19 protein-coding genes and 1 pseudogene are annotated in these 20,199 nt (G+C 40.5%); 8 read left to right on the forward strand and 12 right to left on the reverse strand.

What is annotated here, in order from left to right; all coding sequences use genetic code 11:
- The first annotated feature begins 41 nt into the window (after positions 1-41).
- Complete coding sequence (locus CRJ00_RS05040; RefSeq protein ID WP_099365789.1) at positions 42-2,603, forward strand: DUF3857 domain-containing protein; 2,562 nt, start codon at positions 42-44, stop codon at positions 2,601-2,603.
- On the opposite strand, the gene rimK is transcribed toward CRJ00_RS05040, so the two are convergent.
- From rimK to purH, 7 genes are all read right to left on the reverse strand, one after another.
- Positions 2,600-3,535, reverse strand: coding sequence for a 30S ribosomal protein S6--L-glutamate ligase (rimK, locus tag CRJ00_RS05045; RefSeq protein WP_099365790.1), 936 nt, complete (start codon positions 3,533-3,535; stop codon positions 2,600-2,602). The two genes, CRJ00_RS05040 and rimK, sit on opposite strands and share 4 nt — an antisense overlap.
- Positions 3,536-3,564: 29 nt before the next feature.
- Positions 3,565-3,996: an ATP-dependent zinc protease family protein gene (locus CRJ00_RS05050; protein WP_099365791.1), complete on the reverse strand. Its 432-nt coding sequence runs from the start codon at positions 3,994-3,996 to the stop codon at positions 3,565-3,567.
- Positions 3,997-4,007: 11 nt separating this feature from the next.
- Positions 4,008-5,186, reverse strand: coding sequence for an AIR synthase related protein (locus tag CRJ00_RS05055; protein WP_099365792.1), 1,179 nt, complete (start codon positions 5,184-5,186; stop codon positions 4,008-4,010).
- Between the two features lie 56 nt (positions 5,187-5,242).
- Entirely contained in the window at positions 5,243-5,974 is a 732-nt protein-coding gene (locus CRJ00_RS05060) for a helix-turn-helix transcriptional regulator (RefSeq protein WP_099365793.1), read from the reverse strand.
- 103 nt (positions 5,975-6,077) lie between these two features.
- Positions 6,078-6,560 carry a DNA-deoxyinosine glycosylase gene (locus tag CRJ00_RS05065; RefSeq protein ID WP_099365794.1) on the reverse strand — a complete coding sequence of 161 codons (483 nt, stop codon included), beginning with the start codon at positions 6,558-6,560 and terminating at the stop codon, positions 6,078-6,080.
- Positions 6,561-6,614: 54 nt separating this feature from the next.
- Positions 6,615-7,271 (reverse strand): hypothetical protein, encoded by a 657-nt coding sequence (locus CRJ00_RS05070; protein WP_144038102.1) that lies wholly within the window; start codon positions 7,269-7,271, stop codon positions 6,615-6,617.
- 384 nt (positions 7,272-7,655) lie between these two features.
- Positions 7,656-9,182 (reverse strand): bifunctional phosphoribosylaminoimidazolecarboxamide formyltransferase/IMP cyclohydrolase, encoded by a 1,527-nt coding sequence (gene purH, locus CRJ00_RS05075; protein ID WP_099365796.1) that lies wholly within the window; start codon positions 9,180-9,182, stop codon positions 7,656-7,658.
- 69 nt (positions 9,183-9,251) lie between these two features.
- Here purH and CRJ00_RS05080 point away from each other — a divergent pair, with 69 nt between their 5' ends.
- A complete protein-coding gene (locus tag CRJ00_RS05080; protein WP_099365811.1) occupies positions 9,252-10,445 on the forward strand; it encodes an alpha/beta hydrolase-fold protein in 1,194 nt (397 codons plus the stop codon).
- Positions 10,446-10,469: 24 nt separating this feature from the next.
- On the opposite strand, the gene purN is transcribed toward CRJ00_RS05080, so the two are convergent.
- Positions 10,470-11,045 (reverse strand): phosphoribosylglycinamide formyltransferase, encoded by a 576-nt coding sequence (gene purN / locus CRJ00_RS05085; protein WP_099365797.1) that lies wholly within the window; start codon positions 11,043-11,045, stop codon positions 10,470-10,472.
- A gap of 117 nt (positions 11,046-11,162) precedes the next feature.
- Between purN and CRJ00_RS05090 the strand changes: the two genes are divergently transcribed.
- The 3 genes from CRJ00_RS05090 (at position 11,163) to CRJ00_RS05100 (ending at position 12,810) form a co-directional block, all read left to right on the forward strand.
- A complete protein-coding gene (locus CRJ00_RS05090; RefSeq protein ID WP_099365798.1) occupies positions 11,163-11,666 on the forward strand; it encodes a TlpA family protein disulfide reductase in 504 nt (167 codons plus the stop codon).
- Between the two features lie 253 nt (positions 11,667-11,919).
- Positions 11,920-12,354 (forward strand): helix-turn-helix domain-containing protein, encoded by a 435-nt coding sequence (locus CRJ00_RS05095; RefSeq protein WP_099365799.1) that lies wholly within the window; start codon positions 11,920-11,922, stop codon positions 12,352-12,354.
- Between the two features lie 81 nt (positions 12,355-12,435).
- Complete coding sequence (locus CRJ00_RS05100; protein WP_099365800.1) at positions 12,436-12,810, forward strand: RidA family protein; 375 nt, start codon at positions 12,436-12,438, stop codon at positions 12,808-12,810.
- Positions 12,811-12,919: 109 nt separating this feature from the next.
- On the opposite strand, the gene CRJ00_RS05105 is transcribed toward CRJ00_RS05100, so the two are convergent.
- From CRJ00_RS05105 to CRJ00_RS05120, 4 genes are read right to left on the reverse strand one after another with little or no spacing between them, the layout of a single operon-like run.
- Positions 12,920-14,371 (reverse strand): serine hydrolase domain-containing protein, encoded by a 1,452-nt coding sequence (locus tag CRJ00_RS05105; protein WP_099365801.1) that lies wholly within the window; start codon positions 14,369-14,371, stop codon positions 12,920-12,922.
- 20 nt (positions 14,372-14,391) lie between these two features.
- Positions 14,392-15,135: a LytR/AlgR family response regulator transcription factor gene (locus tag CRJ00_RS05110; RefSeq protein ID WP_099365802.1), complete on the reverse strand. Its 744-nt coding sequence runs from the start codon at positions 15,133-15,135 to the stop codon at positions 14,392-14,394.
- On the reverse strand, positions 15,128-16,171 hold the full coding sequence (locus CRJ00_RS05115; RefSeq protein WP_099365803.1) for a sensor histidine kinase: 1,044 nt from the start codon (positions 16,169-16,171) through the stop codon (positions 15,128-15,130). Before CRJ00_RS05115 ends, CRJ00_RS05110 begins: the two co-directional genes overlap by 8 nt.
- A gap of 3 nt (positions 16,172-16,174) precedes the next feature.
- Positions 16,175-17,044: a LiaF transmembrane domain-containing protein gene (locus tag CRJ00_RS05120; RefSeq protein WP_099365804.1), complete on the reverse strand. Its 870-nt coding sequence runs from the start codon at positions 17,042-17,044 to the stop codon at positions 16,175-16,177.
- A 269-nt stretch (positions 17,045-17,313) separates the two neighbouring features.
- Here CRJ00_RS05120 and CRJ00_RS05125 point away from each other — a divergent pair, with 269 nt between their 5' ends.
- From CRJ00_RS05125 to CRJ00_RS05135, 3 genes and pseudogenes are all read left to right on the forward strand, one after another.
- Positions 17,314-17,652, forward strand: a complete 339-nt coding sequence (locus CRJ00_RS05125) for a DUF3276 family protein (protein WP_099365805.1) — start codon at positions 17,314-17,316, stop codon at positions 17,650-17,652.
- A 94-nt stretch (positions 17,653-17,746) separates the two neighbouring features.
- On the forward strand, positions 17,747-19,876 hold the full coding sequence (locus CRJ00_RS05130) for a S9 family peptidase (protein ID WP_099365806.1): 2,130 nt from the start codon (positions 17,747-17,749) through the stop codon (positions 19,874-19,876).
- Positions 19,877-20,012: 136 nt separating this feature from the next.
- Positions 20,013-20,199, forward strand: a pseudogene (locus CRJ00_RS05135) (IS5/IS1182 family transposase); the annotation flags it as partial.

Genomic DNA, 20,199 nt, shown 5'->3' on the forward strand with positions numbered 1-20,199 from the left:
AAGATAAATTAATCAGTATATTCGTATACTGATTATTACAGATGAGACTACCAATTATTATCGCAATCTGCGCAGCTTGGCTGTGCAGCTATGTTACTGCATTTGCACAGACTCCGAAAATCCAAAAGGCTAATACCCCAAATTGGTTATTGCCCTCTAGCATTAAACCCCAAGTTGTAGATCTCGACGATATCAGTTTGGGTTATTATTATGAATCGACGATAGATCAGGTCCACCTAGGACAACAAACTTCCTATTATAAGGAAGTAAAAGTAATCACCGATGATTCGGGGATTGAATATGCCGGACAAGTGAATGTAAATTTTGATCCAACCTACCAACGGTTGGTTTTTCATGAAGTTCAGATCTTGAGGGGTAACCAGGTATTAGACCGTTTGGATATTTCCCGGTTTCGGGTCCTGGCTACCGAGACCGATTTAAGTCGATTTCTTTACAACGGTACCTATACAGCCCATCTTATTCTCGATGATTTAAGAAAGGGGGATAAGATCCAAATCGCTTATTCCTTGGTCGGATTTAACCCCGTCTTTGGCGGTAAATATTCTGGCGAATATTATTTTACCTCCGGGGAGCCGATGGGTAAGGCACAGGTGGTGTATATTGTGCCTGATTCCCGAAAACTTAATATCCGCCGGTTGAATGATGTTCCGGTAGAGAAAACTAAAAAGCAGGGCGGTCTCACCTATATCTATTGGGATTTTCACCCGAGTGTTTCCGATGAATATATCCCAACGACACCAAGTTGGTTTAGCCAATCGGGTAAATTGGAAGTCTCCGAATTTTCCACTTGGCAAGAAGTATCGGATTGGGCCACGAAGGTCAATCCGATTCCAGCAATCAAAGCAGGATCACCCATTGCTAAATTTGTGGATGAACAATGGGCGAAAGCCAAAGGGAATAAAGAAACCTTTTTGGAGTACTGTTTAAATTTTGTGCAGGATGAAGTCAGGTATATGGGTATCGAAATGGGGGAGCATTCCCACCTTGCCCATGCTCCAGAAAAAGTATTTAATCAGCGGTATGGCGATTGTAAGGATAAATCCCTGTTGCTGGCGGCCATGTTGAAATATAAAAACATCAAGTCTTCCCTTGTTTTAGCGAATACCTACCAGGATAAAGAATTGAACAAGCGCTTACCTAGTCCATACGCTTTCAACCATATGGTCATTCGCGTGGATATGGAGGGGCATAATAAATTCTTGGACCCCACCATTAGCCATCAAGGATCTTTGCCTTTAGATCGCTTCTTTCCTTATTATGGCGAAGTGTTAGTGCTTAATAAGGGGAACAAATTAATGGAAGTTCCAAAACCAAACGGCCAAGAGATGATAGTGGAGGATATCATCCATATGATATCGGGTGATAAGGTTCGTCTGGATGTAAAGACAATCTATAAAGGTAGTCAGGCGGATGAGATGCGGGCTAACCTCAAACAATCTTCTAAAAATCAATTACAGAAGGATTATGAAAACTATTATGAGGAATTATATCAGGATGTAAAACGGATTAAGCCTTTAGCCATCCAGGATGATAGGAAGAAAAATGAGATCATTGTGATGGAAAGTTACGAGATCGATGATTTCTTTATCCAGGAAGAAGGTAGTCAACGGAAAATGGTGCCTGCCTATGCCAAGACAATTTATGATCGTTTGCCCCAGGTAGAAAATAAGGTGAAGGCTCCAATCGCTGTCCCTTTTCCGATTAAAATTTCCCATACGGTGAAGATCATCAACAAGGATAATAAACCATTAAGTTATTTTCAGGAAAAAATAAATGGATCCAGCGATTATTATCAGTTGGATCATGAGGTGTATACCCAAGAAGATACCTTAGTTTCTACCAATATAATGGAATTCTATGATAGCTTTCTTCCAGCAGAAGAAGCATTGATCTACGCAAAGGATTATGAAAAAAGCAATACACCGCTTTGGTATAGCTTCTATTTAAACGACGATGGAAGTCTTTATGTGAATACTGTTTTGGAAGGTATAAATGTTAATTTTTGGGCGTTTGCATATTTTTTCCTGATCATTCTGCTAACGATAAGTTTTATCTACATAAAATACAATAAATCGAAACCTTTCCTTCGGAACAACGATCCTTCATTGCCGATCTATACGGGTATTGGGGGGTGGATGATCGTTGTTCTGATCGGGGTCATCCTTGCTCCGTTACTCTCCCTATCTAATCTTTTTTCGCACGATTCCGTTCTTATGGAAAAATCCTGGGCAGCAATCGAATTTCAACCAAAGGCTGATCAATTACCTTTATGGTTATTTCAAGGTTTTTCATTAACTTTTTCAGCAATAGCCCTTACCTTCACTGTCTATCTTGTTATTATCTTTTTCCAGAGACGGGATATATTTCCACAGACATTTATAATTTTTAGAATTTCCATGTTGGTGTTTATCATTATTCACCTTTTCTTTTTGTATAAATTCAAACTTGGTGCTCCAACCTATATTCCTAAATTCATTGGAGACATGATTGGGACCTTGCTTATCGTGGCATACATCTATTTTTCCAATAGATCAAGAGGTACATTTGTTGTACCTTATCTAAAAAAAGAGAGCAAGTTTTAAAGCTTGCTCTCTTTTTTTATTTTTCTTTTTACCGTAGTCGGTTTTGCTAATTGTTTGGCTTCGTATTGCCTTTCCAGATATTTGATGATCTCCGCAGCGATATCCTTTCCGGTAGCATTTTCAATACCTTCCAAACCAGGGGAGGAGTTTACCTCCAAGATCAACGGACCACGTGCTGATGGCAACATATCCACCCCGGCAACGGTTAATCCCATGGCTTTTGCTGCGGCAATGGCAGTCTGTCTTTCCTTTAAGGTTAATTTTACCACTTCGGCGGTACCTCCTCGATGCAGGTTCGAACGGAATTCTCCTTCTTTAGCAGTACGTTTCATAGCGCCAACCACTTTACCATCCACCACAAATGCACGGATGTCAGAGCCTTTTGCCTCCTTAATGTATTCCTGGATCAGGATGTTGTTTCCTAAACCATAGAACGCTTCGATCACCGAAGATGCGGCTTTCTTGGTCTCTGCCAATACCACACCGATCCCTTGGGTTCCTTCCAACAATTTGATCACGAGCGGTGCACCACCAACCATGTTGATCAAATCGTCTACATTGGCTGCAGTCCTTGCAAATCCGGTAATCGGAAGTCCCAATCCAGCACCGGAAAGGATCTGCATACAGCGCAGTTTATCCCTGGACCTGGTAATGGCCTGGCTCTGGTTAGCGGAAATTACATCCATTACTTCGAACTGGCGGACAATCGCTGAACCGTAGAAGGTTACCGAATTACCGATACGTGGAATAATGGCATCTATGGCAGGCATGTCCTGGCCTTTATAGTGCATGGTAGGTTCGCCTTGGCGAATCCCTACGTAACATTTGCTATGGTCTATGACTTCGCACTCATGTCCTCTGCTGATCGCAGCCTCTACGAGGCGTCGTGTAGAATATAACGACTTATTAGTCGATAAAACGGCTATTTTCACTGTTGCTTTTTGTATAAAACTTATAATGATTATATCATATTGGATGCCAAATTTTTCTTAGATACATCCACAAGAAATTTTCCTGTAATAAAGTTTCGACCTAATAACATGGGGTAGGACATGGCTGAACGGTCGCGAAAAGACAATTTAATGTCGTATAGCTCGTTAAACATGCGAACCTTGGTCAAGAAGATATAGCGGATCTCTGATTGCCCAAAAGAACTCTTTACGGTTCTCTCGCGGTGCACAGGGAATGTAAGTTTCAAAACCTGATCACTTTCCAAGTTCGGGCGGATATGCCCGATGATATACAAGTGACCTTTTCGTTTTACCACCTCCATCTGTTCACAATGAAGGACAGAGGTTTCTGCTCCCGTATCCGTTTTCGCCTCGATATTGTAAAGGCCCAACTCGGGTAAATCAATGATTTCTGTTCTTCCGATGATCTTCTTGCCCTTCACGCACAAAGATTTTACTCGTAAATAAATTCTCCGTATGGGGAGCGAATCGTCACTTGTTTTTGCGTTGATTCTTCCACACGACCGATGATCTGTGCCGGAATACCAAAGGATTCAGAAATCTGGATGATATCAGCAGCAATTGCTTCCGGTACATAAAGTTCCATACGGTGACCCATATTGAATACTTTGTACATCTCCTTCCAGTCGGTATTGGATTCTTTTTGAATCAATTCGAAAAGGGGAGGGATCGGAAATAGATTATCCTTGATGACATGTACCTTGTCCACGAAGTGCAACACTTTCGTCTGCGCACCTCCCGAACAATGTACCATCCCATCAATCTGCGAACGGTATTTGTCCAAAATCTGTTTGATAACAGGGGCGTAGGTCCGGGTAGCCGATAAAACCAATTTTCCAGCGGTCACCTCTTCACCTGTTTCTACTTTAATTTTATCTGTTAAGGCTTTTCCACCAGCAAATACCAGATCGTATGGTACTGCCGGATCAAAACTTTCCGGGTATTTTTCTGCAATATATTTACTGAATACATCGTGACGGGCAGATGTCAATCCGTTGGATCCCATTCCACCATTGTATTCTTTTTCGTAGGATGCCTTGCCATTTGATGCAAGACCCACGATCACATTTCCAGCTTTGATGCGGTGATTGGAGATTACGTCCTCCCGTTTCATCCTACAGGTCACGGTACTATCTACAATGATCGTACGAACGATATCGCCCACATCAGCGGTTTCACCACCGGTGGAATAGATACCAATTCCCATTTCACGCAATTCGGCCAAGATTTCTTCTGTTCCGTTGATGATCTCTGCGATCACCTCTCCTGGAATCAGGTTTTTGTTTCTACCTATGGTAGAAGATAATAAGATGTTGTCGATGGCTCCAACGCAAAGCAGGTCATCCAAGTTCATGATGATGGCATCCTGCGCAATACCTTTCCAAACCGAAAGATCACCGGTTTCCTTCCAGTAAACATACGCTAAGGAAGATTTTGTTCCAGCGCCATCCGCATGCATGATGTTGCACCAAGCTTCATCAGCACCCAATATATCCGGGATGATTTTACAGAAGGCCTGTGGATATAAACCTTTGTCAATATTTTTAATTGCATTGTGTACATCCTCTTTCCCTGCGGATACACCTCGTTGATTGTATTTTAAATCTGACATCTTGATGCAAAAATAAACAAACCAAGCGATTAAACCGAATGTTTTTCTATCCTGCCTTAGCGGAAATCAAAAGGGTCAAATTTATGTAAATCGGATTCCTCCTGATTGTTATTCATCAATTGGAAGGAAAAGGTATCTCCCAAACTGATCAATTCACTTATTTTATTGATTTTAAGTTTTTTATAGATCGTTTTGCTATGCGTCTGCACGGTGGAGGTGGAAATAAACAATCGACCTGCAATTTCTTTTTTACTTACGCCATCGATCAGGAGTTGAGCAATCTCTTTTTCCCTGCTCGTCAGCTGATTGATCAGGTCTAATTTGCTGGTGCTGCCCTTTTCCGAACTTTCTTTTGCTACGGTGATAGCATATTTAGGTTTTCCATTCTCCGTTCTGATGATGGTTTTGGAAGTCCCGATCACCAGCCTAAATTCCTTGCTATGATGCAGGAGCTTGTAATCCAGGTTAAGGTAGGAGGGTTTATCCTTACGGAAGAAAGTCAGGGAATTTAATAAACTGTGGTAAGTGCTGGTATGTATGGTCTGCAGGTAATAAAGGTAATCCATTCCGGTCAACCAATTTTTTTGAAATCCATAGAACAGCCGCATGGCATCATTGATACCGATAGGCCGGTAGAATTCCACATCATGAATGGTAATCAGATAGGGGGAGCTATTGATCAGGTCCATAAACTCCTCCGTTCGAACACTGGAAGTATTGGAAAGATTTGCCGATTTGATCTGCAGAACAAGCTGCTCAAGGGCATCTTCTAATTCCTTAAATCTCATAATAATTGGACGTGCTAATAATGGTTTCTTGAAGTTACGTCATTATATCTTATTATGAAAAAGGTTTCCCGTATTTTTTTTAACACCTAAACAATTTTCCGCATCAAATGAAAACCATTACCCATTTTTCGTATAATTTTTCCAGGTTATAGCTGGCATTTGCAGGGCTCGTACTCGGCAATTCATGATACTGAATGCCATCTATGCGTTCAAAAAATCGATCGTACAGATGCATCGCTTTTTTTCCATTAAAAAGTACATGTTCAATCCCCGGATTTTGCTTTAGCAAATCCAGTATATCATTAGGTACTACCTCCTGAATCGCCGTATCCATACTCCCCACCCGAAATGCCGTCCCGCAAACATCCCATACCGCGATATGATGCTTAAGAAGAAATCGCTTTTTATCGGCATAATCCAACATGCTATCCTCCTGAAATATCATCCCCAATAATCTCCAAAACCTATTCTGCGGATGCCCATAATATTCCTGTTTCTCCAGCGAAAGATCCCCTGGCAACGAACCAAGAATCAGATACCTCGAATTCAAATCCACTATAGGCCTAAACGAACATTTTATAGCCATCTACTTATTCTCCCTAATTCCAATCCACAACCTCCATTCACTAATCCCCATTCACTAATCCCTCTCCGCTTTATAATTATTCGCCTTTATCTTCATAAACTTTTGAAACATATCCAGGTTCACCTGCGCCCTATCCCTTGTTCCTGCCACATCTTCTTCCTGTTCTTTCGTCCCTATAAATTTGAAAAATTTCCCATCATAATAATAAAACCGATCCTCCCCAAACTTCTTCGTCTTATCCATATCAAATTCCGGCGCATACATATGACTGTTATAATTATACCTTTCCTCAAAAACAAAGGAAACCTTATTATCCAATAAATAATACTTCGCCAAGGTATATCCAGACTCCCCATAATAAGAGACATCCAACTTCTCCAACACCTTATTTTTGAAATAATAATAAACCATACCACCTTCCGTAGACTCAAAAATTTCAGCAGAATCAATCCGATCCCAATCCCGAATACCCTGAATCCGATCATAATTCGCTCTCACCACCTTTAAACTATCCACATTCCCACCATCAGAAAACCCATCCTGTCCCAACACCGAATCCAACCCACTTCGTTCACCTAATCCAACAGTATCTCCCGAACCAACAGAATCATCAGAACCCATCTTACCTCCTCCTTGACATCCCACCAATCCCAAAGACACGATCCCTAAAGCCACCATGCCCATAACTAATCTTAAAAATATGTTCCTCATAACATCCAAATTTCTAATATCTTTAATCTAACATCTATCATCTAACATCTATCATCTACCATCTAACATCTAAACACGCAAATTGTTCCAATTCGGTCCGCTCTGAAACCATACTGAAAGTATACCTAAAGTATGTAAAATGTATGCTTTCCATACTTTTCCTATACTTTAACCCTCCTTTAACCCTGCTTAAACCACGTTTTTACCCCAAATTCAAACATATTTTGAATACACAGGTTAGAAGCCACCTGCAAAAAACAGACAATATTGGTTAAAAAAAAAGCCGATTCAAAACATCTCTGTTCTGAATCGGCTTCATAAATTCTTTGAGCAGTGTCTAACTACTAAATACTATCTACTAAATACTAAAACTTACTACTACGATTAGTGTTTGAAATGCCTAACCCCTGTAGTCACCATAGCCACGCCTTTTTCATTGGCCATATCGATGGACAGTTGGTCTTTGATCGAGCCACCTGGTTGCAATACCGCGGCAACACCAGCATTTCCAGCAATTTCCACACAGTCTGGGAAAGGGAAGAAGGCATCAGATGCCATGGAGCTACCTTTGATATCGAAACCGAAAGATTCCGCTTTTTCGATGGCCTGTTTAAGGGCATCCACGCGTGAAGTTTGGCCAACGCCAGAGGCGATCAAGGTATTATCCTTAGCAAATACAATCGTATTAGATTTGGTATGTTTTACAATTTTATTGGCAAAGTATAGATCCTGCAATTGTGCTTCATTTGGTTTTACCGTGGTTACTGCGGTCATTAATTCAGGACCTTCCACTGTATTGTCCTTATCCTGCATGATCACACCATTCAACAAAGTCTTGAATTGCTGTGTTGGAAGTTTCACTTCTTTACGGCGAAGGATAATTCTATTTTTCTTTGCGGTAAGAATAGCCAGTGCATCTTCCGAATAAGCCGGAGCGATCAATACCTCAAAAAACAGGTTATTGATTTCTTCTGCAGTTTCCTTATCTACTTCACGGTTGCAGATCAATACACCACCAAAGGCAGATACCGGGTCACAGGCCAATGCAGCCAACCAAGCATCTTTAACTGAAGGTCTCGACGCTACGCCACAGGCATTGGTATGTTTTAGGATCGCGAAGGTAGGTTCAGTGAATTCATCAATGATGGCCACTGCCGCATCCACATCCACCAAGTTGTTATAGGAAAGTTCCTTACCATTCAATTTATCGAACATGCCGTCCAAGTTACCGAAGAAAACACCTTTTTGATGAGGGTTTTCGCCATAACGCAATACTTGTGCGGTTTGTTCCGACTGCTTGAATACCTCCAAAGGTTCTTCTTGATTGAAGTAATTGAAGATTGCGGTATCGTAATGGGAAGAAGTGTTAAATGCACGTTTTGCGAAGGATTTACGTTGCTCTAGGCTAGTGCTTCCTTCTTGAGCGGCTAAGATCTCTTCCAACTCGGTATAATCATTCTTTGAAGAGATGATCACCACATCGTTGAAGTTCTTTGCTGCTGCGCGGATCAATGAAATTCCTCCGATATCGATTTTTTCGATGATATCTTGTTCAGATGCGCCTGATGCCACTGTTTCCTCAAATGGATAAAGGTCAACAATAACTAAGTCAATTTCAGGAATGTTATAAGTTTCCAATTGCGCTTTATCATCAGCCAATGGACGGCGAGAGAGGATTCCACCGAAAACATTAGGGTGTAATGTTTTTACACGTCCACCAAGGATGGAAGGGTAACCGGTTAGGTCTTCTACACGTTCAACTGGGATGTTCAGGTCGCGGATAAAGGCTTCAGTTCCGCCTGTGGAATAAAAGGTTACTCCAAATTTGTTAAGTAACTGAATTAGAGGTGCAAGGTTGTCTTTGTAATATACAGAAACTAATGCATTTTTGATCTTTACAGGATGATTCATTGCGTATTGTTTGGAGCGGCAAAGGTAACTATATTTTTTTTATTTTTGATTAGGATTAACCGTATAAACATGAATAAAGCATATTACCTTCTTTTGGGATTATTTCTGGCCTGTACCTGCAAGCTTGCCGCCCAGCCTGCTGTTGGCGATTTTAAGTCTTCACAGGTTTATCTATACGATGCAGAAAAGAGGACCGCTGATGGGAAGTATCGTTTTGAAATTTTCGCGCCTAAAGCCAAGGATGTAAACCTTTTTGCCCATTGGATCGAAGACAATGATTTTGGAAAGAGGCTTATTAAAATGACTGCGGATCGTTCTGGAGAAAATTGGGCGGTTGAACTGGACAGTCTTCCATCCGATCTGTTGCATTATAGTTTTTTAGTGGATGGGATATCGGTTCTGGACTTGAAAAACCCACGGGTAATCCGTGATGGAAATGGCCTATTCAGCTATATCATTCCGGGTGGAGGCGTTGGGGATTATTATAAGGCTCAACAGGTTCCTCATGGAACGCTCCTTCAGACCTGGTATCCTTCGAAAACTGAACATGGGGCGCGAAGGATGAATATCTATCTGCCTCCTGGTTATGAGAACAGCAAACAGAAATATCCGGTTTTATATCTCCTCCATGGCATGACGGGAGATGAGGGGGCATGGGTAGAACTTGGTAGGCTGCCTTTTATTATGGATAAGCTGATTGCTGAAGGCAAGGCTAAACCCATGATCGTCGTGATGCCCAATGGCCATCTGCCCAATGATGCTGCGCCAGGTTATAGCCCTAAAACCTATGCGATAAATGTTCCAGGAAAAGATATTGGTTCTGGTTTGATGGAGAACTCCTTTCCGGAGATTATCCAATATATCGACGGCCATTTCCGAACCAAAAAGGATCGCGCTAACCGAGCCATTGCTGGGCTTTCTATAGGCGGCTCCCATACCTTGTTTATTTCTGCTAACTATCCGAAGACTTTTGATTATATCGGACTGTTCTCCGCGGCTTTCAAGATGGGGAAGATGGCCGATCTACCGGTTTATACCGATTTTGATCAGCACTTACTGACCCAAAAGAAAAATGGATATAAGCTGTACTGGATGGGAATGGGGAAACGGGACTTTCTGTACCAAGTAGGGGTAGATTATCGAAAGAAATTAGATTCCATACAAATGCCATATACCTACCATGAATCCGAAGGAGGCCATAGTTGGTCCAATTGGCGGAAGTATATGCTGGAATTTGTGCCTTTGTTATTTAAGGAAAAATAATTAATAATCCCTTCGAAAGGCTGATTAATTGTATTTCTTCAAAAGGTTTTCAATAACCTTTGGGTAGTGCAGGTGTTCCAATTGCTGTCCATTGAACTTGATGATCTCCAAGGTGTCTCCAGGTTCCACACGGAATTTTGCCTGATAAATAACCTCGCCCTCATCAAAATGCTCATTCACGAAATGAATGGTGATTCCATGTTCCTCTTCTCCGGCATCCAAAATAGCCTTATGCACCCGATCACCATACATGCCTTTGCCACCGAATTTCGGTAAAAGGGCAGGGTGTATATTAATGATCTTATTCGGGAAAGCTTTCAGTAGGTTTTCAGGTACCAACCATAAAAATCCAGCCAGAACAACCAGGTCAATTTCCAAACGTTTTAAGAGGTTAACCACTTCATCCGTTTGATAGAAATCGTGCTTATCAAATACATGGGTTGGGATTTCGAAATTATCTGCGCGTTGAAGCACAAAAGCTTCAGGATTGTTGCTCAACACTAAAGCAACTTCTGCAGAGTCGGAGTATTTGAAATGCTCCATGATCTTTTGGGCATTGGACCCAGACCCAGAAGCAAATATGGCAATACGTTTTTTCACTCGTTTCGTTAATAGTAATGTTTAACCTGATAAAAATCAAATATAGCGTTTTTTTGTCAAGGGAATGCCTTTAATATGAATATTAGGTATTTCCGTAAGGATTTGTTAAATTGAGGTATGTTACAGAAAAAATCCTTTCTTTTTGCTATAATCCTGTTTTTTGCCATAAAACTTCATGCACAAGTCCCTGATAGTATTCCTCCTTTCCATAAATTTAAGGATTATGAACTCGGAGCAACTTTTTCGCGCGACTCTTTAAATAAGGACCATAAACAGGTGTTCATCCTCTATGATGCAGGTTGTGGTCATTGTCAGGAATTAGGGCATGAATTCGCCAAGGCCATTCCAGAATTGGACAGCCTAGTGGATTACTATTTCATTGCCATGCAGGAGAAACCTTTGGTTGAAGGCTATATCAACATGTTTGCTAAGGAATTGAAGAACTACGCCAATGTCAAGTTCCTCCACGATCCGGAAGGGGAGTTTATCTTGAAGTTCCATCCGAAGAATTTCCCAGCCACCTACATCTATGATCGGAAGACCTCCAAATTGCTATTCCAAATAGATGGGGAGAGCAAAGTGGCAAAAATGTTACCATTTCTGAAAAAGCAAAAAGAGTAAATAGTTCAATTTACTTAAAAGGGCTTTTATTTTCCTAATATTAAAATTTAACATTTCATTAAACAAAAATTTCCGTAGCTTTAGCTTGTCAAAGGCGAGTAGTGGAAATTCTTGTGGAATTTCCTTATTCTTTTCATTTTAGTCTACCTAAAAATAGCATCATCCCCACCTATGAAAAGAACAATCTACTCTTAACAGCTGAGAACAGAGCTGTAAGGAATGCCTATGAGTAAAATTCAATTGATGCTATAGAATGATTAATATTTATAAAGATCTGAGTTATAGGGATGAACAGACTTTTAAAGAGATAGAAGCCCTGATCTTAAAAATAGAAGAGGGTAACAAAAAAAGGGTAGAACAATTACAAATTCCAAATTGGGTAAATACAGCAAAAGAGTATCTTTTGGAGAACTGGAACAAAACAGTTGGTCTGGAAGAATTGGCCGCTTTATGCGGTGTCCATAAGGTCACCATTTCGAAATATTTCCCGAAATATGTAGGAAGTTCGCTACGGCTTTACCAAAGAAAAGTGCGGATTATTCGGGCAATTGAATTGATACGATCGAAGAAATATTCCCTTACAGAAGTGGCTTTTTTGTGCGGTTTTGCCGATCAGAGCCATTTTACACGGTTCTTTAGACAGACCGTTGGCTGCTTGCCAAAAGAGTTGCCCATGGACGAAACTTAGCCCTTACGCTAATATCGTTCTATTTTAATTTTTAAGCATGAGGTTATTTTGTAAGGGGAATGATGAAAATAATTGTTGAACATGAAAATATTACAAGGTAGTCGGATACCTAAAGCCAATGGACACTATAGTACGGCCATAGTGTCCAACCATTTATTGTTTGTTTCTGGACAATTGCCTATATCGAAAGAAGGAAAGGATTATGAAAATGCGGAATTTGAGGAACAGTTCAATGTGGTTTTCCATAATCTGGAAGACATCCTATTGGCCTCATCGACCAACTTTCAAAAAGTAGTAAAAGTGACCACCTACCTCTCCGATGTGCAATATTGGAAGCAATTCAATGCTTTATTTGCCGATTTTATCGGTAAACACAAACCTGTAAGAACGGTGATAATCGTGCCTGAGCTTCCGCAGGGATTCAAGCTCGAGGTAGAGATCATCGCCGAGGTATAAAGCACACAAATAAACCCGTATATGCTCCTGACGTTTTAACAGATGGAGAAAAAAATAGCGGGAAGTCTTTAATGGACTTTCCGCTATTGTTTTTTTATGTTGAGGTATATTACTTAGTAGTCAATACCTTTTCAAGTAACTGTATGCCTGTTTGGGTTACATCGATCTCCGAATTGGATAGGATGATCACGACCGACTTCTCATCAGGCACAAAGCCAACAAAGGAACTGGAACCCGCTGTTCCACCATTATGCCAATAATAGGTCATGCCCTCCAACATGTTCATGTGCCAAGCCATACCGATATCGGAATTTGGTGGCACAAAAAAAGTGAATTGTTTAGTGAGGTTCATCGCTTTTTGGATATCCGTTTCTGGATAGGTCAATTGCGCAATGGTATATCGCAACATATCGTTCAAGGACGATTTCAATGCTCCTGCACCTGCCATTGCTTGAAAATTCCAAAAAGAAACTTTCGTTCCTTCCTTATTATGGGGAGGGGCAATATTCTTATTTTTCGGATCGATTTTATCGGAAGTATTGGTCATTTCCAATGGAACAAGTATGGATTCCTTGACCAATTGCATATACGGTTTTTTCTGGATGATGGCTATCAATTCGGCCAATAGTCCAAAACCTAAATTGCTGTAGGCATATTCTGTCTCTGGATCTCCCTTTGCTTTGTAATTTTTTAAATAGGCGAATAGTTGTTTCCTATCGTAAAAGGCATAAGGATCATCCATAGAGAATTTCGGGCCTTTATTCCAGTTATCTGCCAGTGCTGGCAGGCCGGAAGTGTGGTTCACTAAAGATTTAAAGGTGATTTTTTTAATGTCCGGATTCTGGGCTATGGAATCAGGAAGAAACTTAGCGATGCTATCCTCCAGGTTGACCAATCCTTTGTTTACCATATCCGCCAGTAAGGATGCAGTAAATGTTTTACTGATGGATCCGATTTCAAATAGGGTGTTGGCATCCGGAAGCTTATTGTTTCCTTTGTCGGTTTCCCCATAGAAAAACGTATTGATTTTGTTCTTATGGATAATGGCTACCGCCAGACCCTGTGCATTTCCTTGTTTGGCATAGTTCCGAGCAACCGAGTCCACGAAATTATCCAATGGATTCGTTGCTTTAACATTGGAGATGATATCCTTTTTAGCGCTTGCTGCCGAGTCGGCTTTCGCATCGCCCTGGTAAGGTTGGAAGGCAAGGGTATGGTAATGCATGGTTGAATCAACCCCTAACAAAATAGTCATGGTCTCTTGTTCAAATTCCGTTTTGTAGCTGGCTACTCCACGGTTGTATTTGAAGACAGTGGCATTCTTTATTTTGCCCAAGACCGATAACTGGGTCAAGATGCCCGTTAATTGGGACCTACTGATCTGCGATTGGAAATCTTTATTCGCTAATTGATAGATGGAATCGGGCTGTTGGGAATTGATGAAATATTCAATCCGGTTAAAAACAGCCCTATTGTTTTTTTCTTCCAAAGATTGTCCTTTGGAAAAAGAGATGGTTAAAAAGGAGATGAGGGTAAAAATGCCCAGTATTTTGGAATTCATATCCAAAAGTACAAAACAAATTACAAACCGATAATCTGTTTTAATCTGGCATACCCTGATTTGGAGATATTGACTTTTCCTCCGCTCAAAAGGGTAGCGATATAACTGTCCTTTTCCATGGGTTCTATTTTCTGCAATTGGTCTACTTTCACGATGAAGGAGCGGTGCACCCTGACGAACTGTTTGTTGTCCAATTGTTTTTCAAAAGAACTCATGGTTTTGTTCTTTAAGAACATGCCTTCGGAGGTATGGATTTTAACATAATCATCATAAGCTTCCAGATATAGGATCTGTTGAACAGGTATGATTTTAATCTGGGTTCCATTCTTAACTACGATCCGCTCCAAAGAGCTTTCTTCTTCCATGGACTCCTGAAGTTTTTCCGTGTCGATTTTAGGGCTGCTTTTCGTCTGAAAGGATGCTTTGAATTTATCAATAGCTTTCTGGAAACGATCTGGGCGAATAGGTTTTAATAAATAGTCGACCGCATTTTTCTCAAAAGCTTTCAAGGCATATTCATCAAAGGCGGTGGTAAAAATGATGTGGGGTTGGTTGTCCAATAATTCCAACATTTCAAATCCTGTTAATTTAGGCATCTGAATATCTAGAAAAACCAGGTCAGGTTGGTGCTGATGAATGGCTTTTACACCTTCAAATCCATCATTACATTCTGCCAATACCTGAAATTCAGGGTACTGCTGTAGGTATTCAAGCACCATGCTGCGTGCTAAAGGTTCGTCGTCAATTAAGATGGTCTTAATCATATTGTGGGATTCTTAAAATTGAAATAAATGTGTTTCCTTCTTTCTTCGTCTGTAGGAGATCCGTTCTGCCATATAGTAAATATAGCCGTCTTTGAATGCTGGAGAGGCCGAAGCCAGTCCCTTTTTTCTGTTCATGTTGGTCAGCTTCAAAAGGATTGCTGATTTTTATGGTCAGCATTTTTTCTGCTAAAGTTAGGGAAATTTTGATCACCACTTCCGTAGTAACATTATATAAACCAAACTTAATGGCGTTTTCTACCAAGGGCTGTAGGATCATCACTGGGATTCTGCCTTGCAGAACATCCTCTTCATAATGGAATTCCGTTTCCAGGCGATGGCCAAACCTCACCTTTTCAATATCGAGGTATAAGCTGAGATGGGAAATTTCTTCTTCTACTGTAGTGAATTGCGCATCATCTTTCCGCATGGTCCCCCTAAGAAAGTCGGATAGTTGAAAAGTCATGTTCCTGGCCTCCATCGGCTTACTTCCGATCAGGGCAATGATGGAGTTTAGACTGTTGAACAGGAAATGGGGTTGTAGTTGTTGGCGAAGGTTATATAACTCCGCATCCCGGACCATTTTCTCGCTCTCCTCCTTACGTTTTTTATTCCCCATCGATTCTTCTTGGATGTTCCAAAACACATTGATGGTCATCACGCAGGTGATGATCAGGAAGTTGATGACAAAACGGAAGGGTAGGCTGAAATTAAGGTATATCAATTCCTCGTCGGAAATAAACTGAACAATCAAAAAACGAGTTATTGTAATACTTATCAAGGAAAAAATGGCAGCCAGTGCGAATAATTTCCAATAATTCCTGTTATTCGGGATGTAATACTGTAAGGAACTGAACACCAGGTACGAAATACCGGTAATGGTCAGTGCACTGATCCCAGCATCATAAATAGCGACATCCCTAGCGATCTTTGACCACCATAAAAGACCATACATGATGGCCAGGTATAAACCACAAATAATCCAAGAGGTACCATGGATTATCGATCGTTTGGATTGTTCGCTAATGGGTTTTGCCATGGCCTAGCTGTTCTTTATCGTAATGCTTCCAAAGATCGAGGTACCTGTGATATAGATCTTCTTGTTGCTGTCGGTCGTGATCTCGAAATGTGGTCTACGATCGTCTACATCACCAAAAATGGACGATACGTTGGTATGTACGCGCCAATGCATCGGCACAATGATCTTGGTGCTTCCGAACAACTGGAAGGTGTCGATGACTACCGGTTGGTTCAGGTCTGCCTGTAAGAAGTTCAGGTTGGTGCTTCCGAATATACTGGTGATGTTTCCGCCTAGAAAATTTTTGCTCAAAATGATCTTTTTGGTATCACTGAAGAAATTATCCACTTTGAGGTAGTTCTCAAATTCGGGCAGGTAATTCTTAAAACCAGTTATCTTACGCTCTGCGTTTGGGCTTTGAGCGTAAGAATCTGATGATGTTTTTGTGGATGATTCACTGGAAGGGGTTCCTGTAAAGGTACTGTCTACCCGCTTGTCCCAATCAAATTCGTCATCCTTTGGAGGAGTAGGTGGCAATTGCGGCCTGGTTTTGTTACGATTAAGTAAATACAGACCTAAAATAATGGCTGCGGCCGGGATGATGAATCTACCGATATGTAAGCCCAATTCATTCCTTAAGAAAAATACCGATCCGATCGCTATTAAAATAATAGATGATTTTTTCTCGAATTTGGAATTTACACCGATAACCAAACCAATGATGATTAAAATAGTCTCCCATCCAAATAACCAACCTGGGATGATATTACCCAAGTTCATTTGCTTCATCAATAGGGCAAAGCCTAAAAAAATGATGATAGCACCTACTATGGTTGAGGTATTGTTGTTTTTTGGAGGCCTCCCGTCGATCTCGTTTCTGTTTTGATTGTTCATTGTCATTTGTCTTTTGATTTAGTTTACTCAAAAGTATTGCGAATATAAGCATCAGCACATAGCAAATAGGTCTTTTGCCTCATTTTTTCGGTGAATGTGTGGAAATCTTCGGTGAAAATTCTATCCATGAATTTTATGATATCTGTAGAATGAGTGAATAATTTAATTAATATAATAAATAATTTTTACAAAAATTTGGATGTTTGAGTTTAATTATTATATATTTATGACTGAAAATAGAGGATTAAACTTAAATATTAACAAATCTAATGGGAGATTTTGATAACAAAGAGCGTGAAGAGGTATTTTCAAAAAAGGTGAGAGCGGGTAAACGTACTTATTTTTTTGATGTAAAAGCGACTCGTTCCAACGACTACTACGTAACGATTACGGAAAGCAAGAAACGTTTTGAAGACGGCCAATTTATTAAGCATAAGATCTTCCTTTATAAGGAGGATTTTGAGAAGTTTGCCGAAGGCCTTCAGGATGTGGTAGAATACATTAAATCCAATCAGGAAGTGATTGAGAAAAGATATGAGCCTAACTCGGAAGATTTAGGGTATGAGAATAATGGTCGTCTGGTAGAAAAAGATGATTATTCTTTTTAAGTAACAAAGATATACCGTATAGGGAGCCACTGTAAAAAGTGGCTTTTTTTTGTTAACTTCGACATCCAATTGAAAAAAAAATAATAAGAGATTTATGAATAAACTGTTTTCAGTTAGTAGTGCCGTATTTTTTATTGCGGTTTCACTGGCAAATGGTCAAACCAAGAAATTAACTTCTGCCCAAGCCTGGGGCCAAGAACAGTCCTTAACCAAAAGCATCGGCCGTTATGAATGGGCAGATGCCGATCATTATATTGAGCGCAGTGATGCAGAATATAAAGTGAACGTGAAGACTGGGAAAAAGGAGAAAATGACATTCAATAGGAATGAAGTTCAAACTCCTCAGAATTTTACCCGCGTATATTTGAGGGACAACGATATCTATATCCAAACGAATGGCGGAGAGGGAAAGCAGATTACAAATAGCCCAAAAGATGCAGAGCGTAATCCGACTTTGTCTCCAGATAAGAAATATGTTGCTTTTACCAGGAACAATGACCTATATAGCGTCGATGTAGCCACTGGAAAAGAAGTGCGGTACACCTCTGATGGAACCGATGTGATATATAACGGTTGGTCTTCATGGGTCTATTATGAAGAGATTTTAGGTCGTGCTACGAATTACAAAGCTTTTTGGTGGTCTCCAGATAGCAAAAAAATTGCTTTCATGCGTTTTGATGACACCAAAGTACCTATGTTTCCGATCTACGGATCCAAAGGTCAGCATGGTTATTTGGATGAGACTAGATATCCTAAAGCCGGAGATCCCAATCCAGAAGTAAAAGTCGGATTTGTAAAAGTGGAAGGTTCACCGGTTGTATGGGCAAGTTTCAATGAAAAAGATGATCAATATTTTGGTCAACCTTATTGGAGCTTCAACAGCAGCACGATCATGGTTCAGTGGATGAACCGTGACCAGACCAACCTGAAGTTTTATGAAGTAAATCCGGAAACTGGTGCGAAAAAAGAAATCTATAATGAAGAACAGAAATCTTGGATCAACTTAGATCATGATGAGCGGATTACCTATCTGAAAGATAATAAACATTATATCCTGAAATCGGATAAAACGGGTTGGGCCCATTACTATCTATATAAATTGGATGGCACCTTAGTGAATCCATTAACTTCTGGAGATTGGCAAGTAACCGATCTTACCCGTGTTGATGAGAAAGAAAAGGTGGTGTATTTTATGGCACGCAAGGAAAATTCTGCAACACAAGATCTATATCGGGTGGATTTCAATGGAAAAAACCTGAAACGTCTAACGTTCGGTGATTATACCCACAGCGTGAGCATCGCTCCTGAATCGAAATATTTCATTACTACTTATTCTAATATCCACACCCCAACGAAAGTTGCGTTGCTGGATAATAAAGGAAAAGTAATCCGTGAATTAGCAGATAGCAAATCTCCTGATTTCGCGACCTATAAAGTGGCTAAGCGTGAGTTTGTTACCATCCCATCGGACGATGGTAAATTTCAACTTCCAGCTATCATCACCTACCCAACAGATTTTGATGAGACGAAGGAATATCCGGTTATCATGAGTATCTATGGTGGACCAGACGCTGGTACGGTTAGAAATACCTGGAAAGGTGTGGCTGGAGAATACTGGGCACAAGAGGGGATCATACAGATCGAATGTGATCACCGTGCGTCAGGGCATTTCGGTAAACAAGGGGTAGCTTGGATGCACCGTAATTTAGGAAATTGGGAATTGGTGGATTATATTACCATTGCCAAATGGTTAAAAGCAAAACCTTATGTTGCCAAAAATAAATTATTGATGACTGGCCATAGTTATGGGGGTTATATGACTTGTTTGGCGCTGACCAAAGGGGCCGACTATTTTGATTTTGGAATAGCGGGTGCTCCAGTGACCAGTTGGGAACTTTACGATACCCACTACACCGAAAGATGGATGGATACGCCACAGGATAATCCAGAGGGATATAAAAATGGTTCTGTTTTAACTTTTGCAAATAAATATAAAGGCAGATTGCGTATCCTTCATGGGGACATGGACGATAATGTGCATATGCAGAATACCATCCAATTGGTAGATGCCTTGACCAGTAGATCTGTGCCATTTGAGTTGATGATCTACCCGGGAAGTCGACATGGGTTTGATCGTTCAAAATCTAACTATGACTTCAAAGAGCGTGCTCGTTTCTATTACCAGTACTTATTGGAGAAACCGGTTCCACAAGATATCAGATAAAAGTTAAAAAAGGCTAAGAAAATGTATGAGGGCACTGAAAAAGTCCCCTTTTAGAATGGGCTAAAAAAAGGAGTGGAAAACAACAGTTTTCTGCTCCTTTTTTCGTATCTTAAAGTAGGCTTTAACGGATATCAGGATGCTTTCTACCCAACAAAAAATTCAGTTCAGTTCCTATTCGGGATTGTACGATATCATTGTTCCAAAAGACAATCTACTTCGCAAAATCAACGATCTTATCGATTTCAGTTTTATACATGAGGAACTTTTGGAGAAGTATTGCCAGACCAATGGGCGTACAGCAGAGAGCCCCATCAAGATGTTCA

The sequence above is a fragment of the Sphingobacterium sp. 1.A.4 genome (assembly GCF_002734245.1).
GTDB classification, from domain to species: Bacteria; Bacteroidota; Bacteroidia; order Sphingobacteriales; family Sphingobacteriaceae; genus Sphingobacterium; species Sphingobacterium tenebrionis.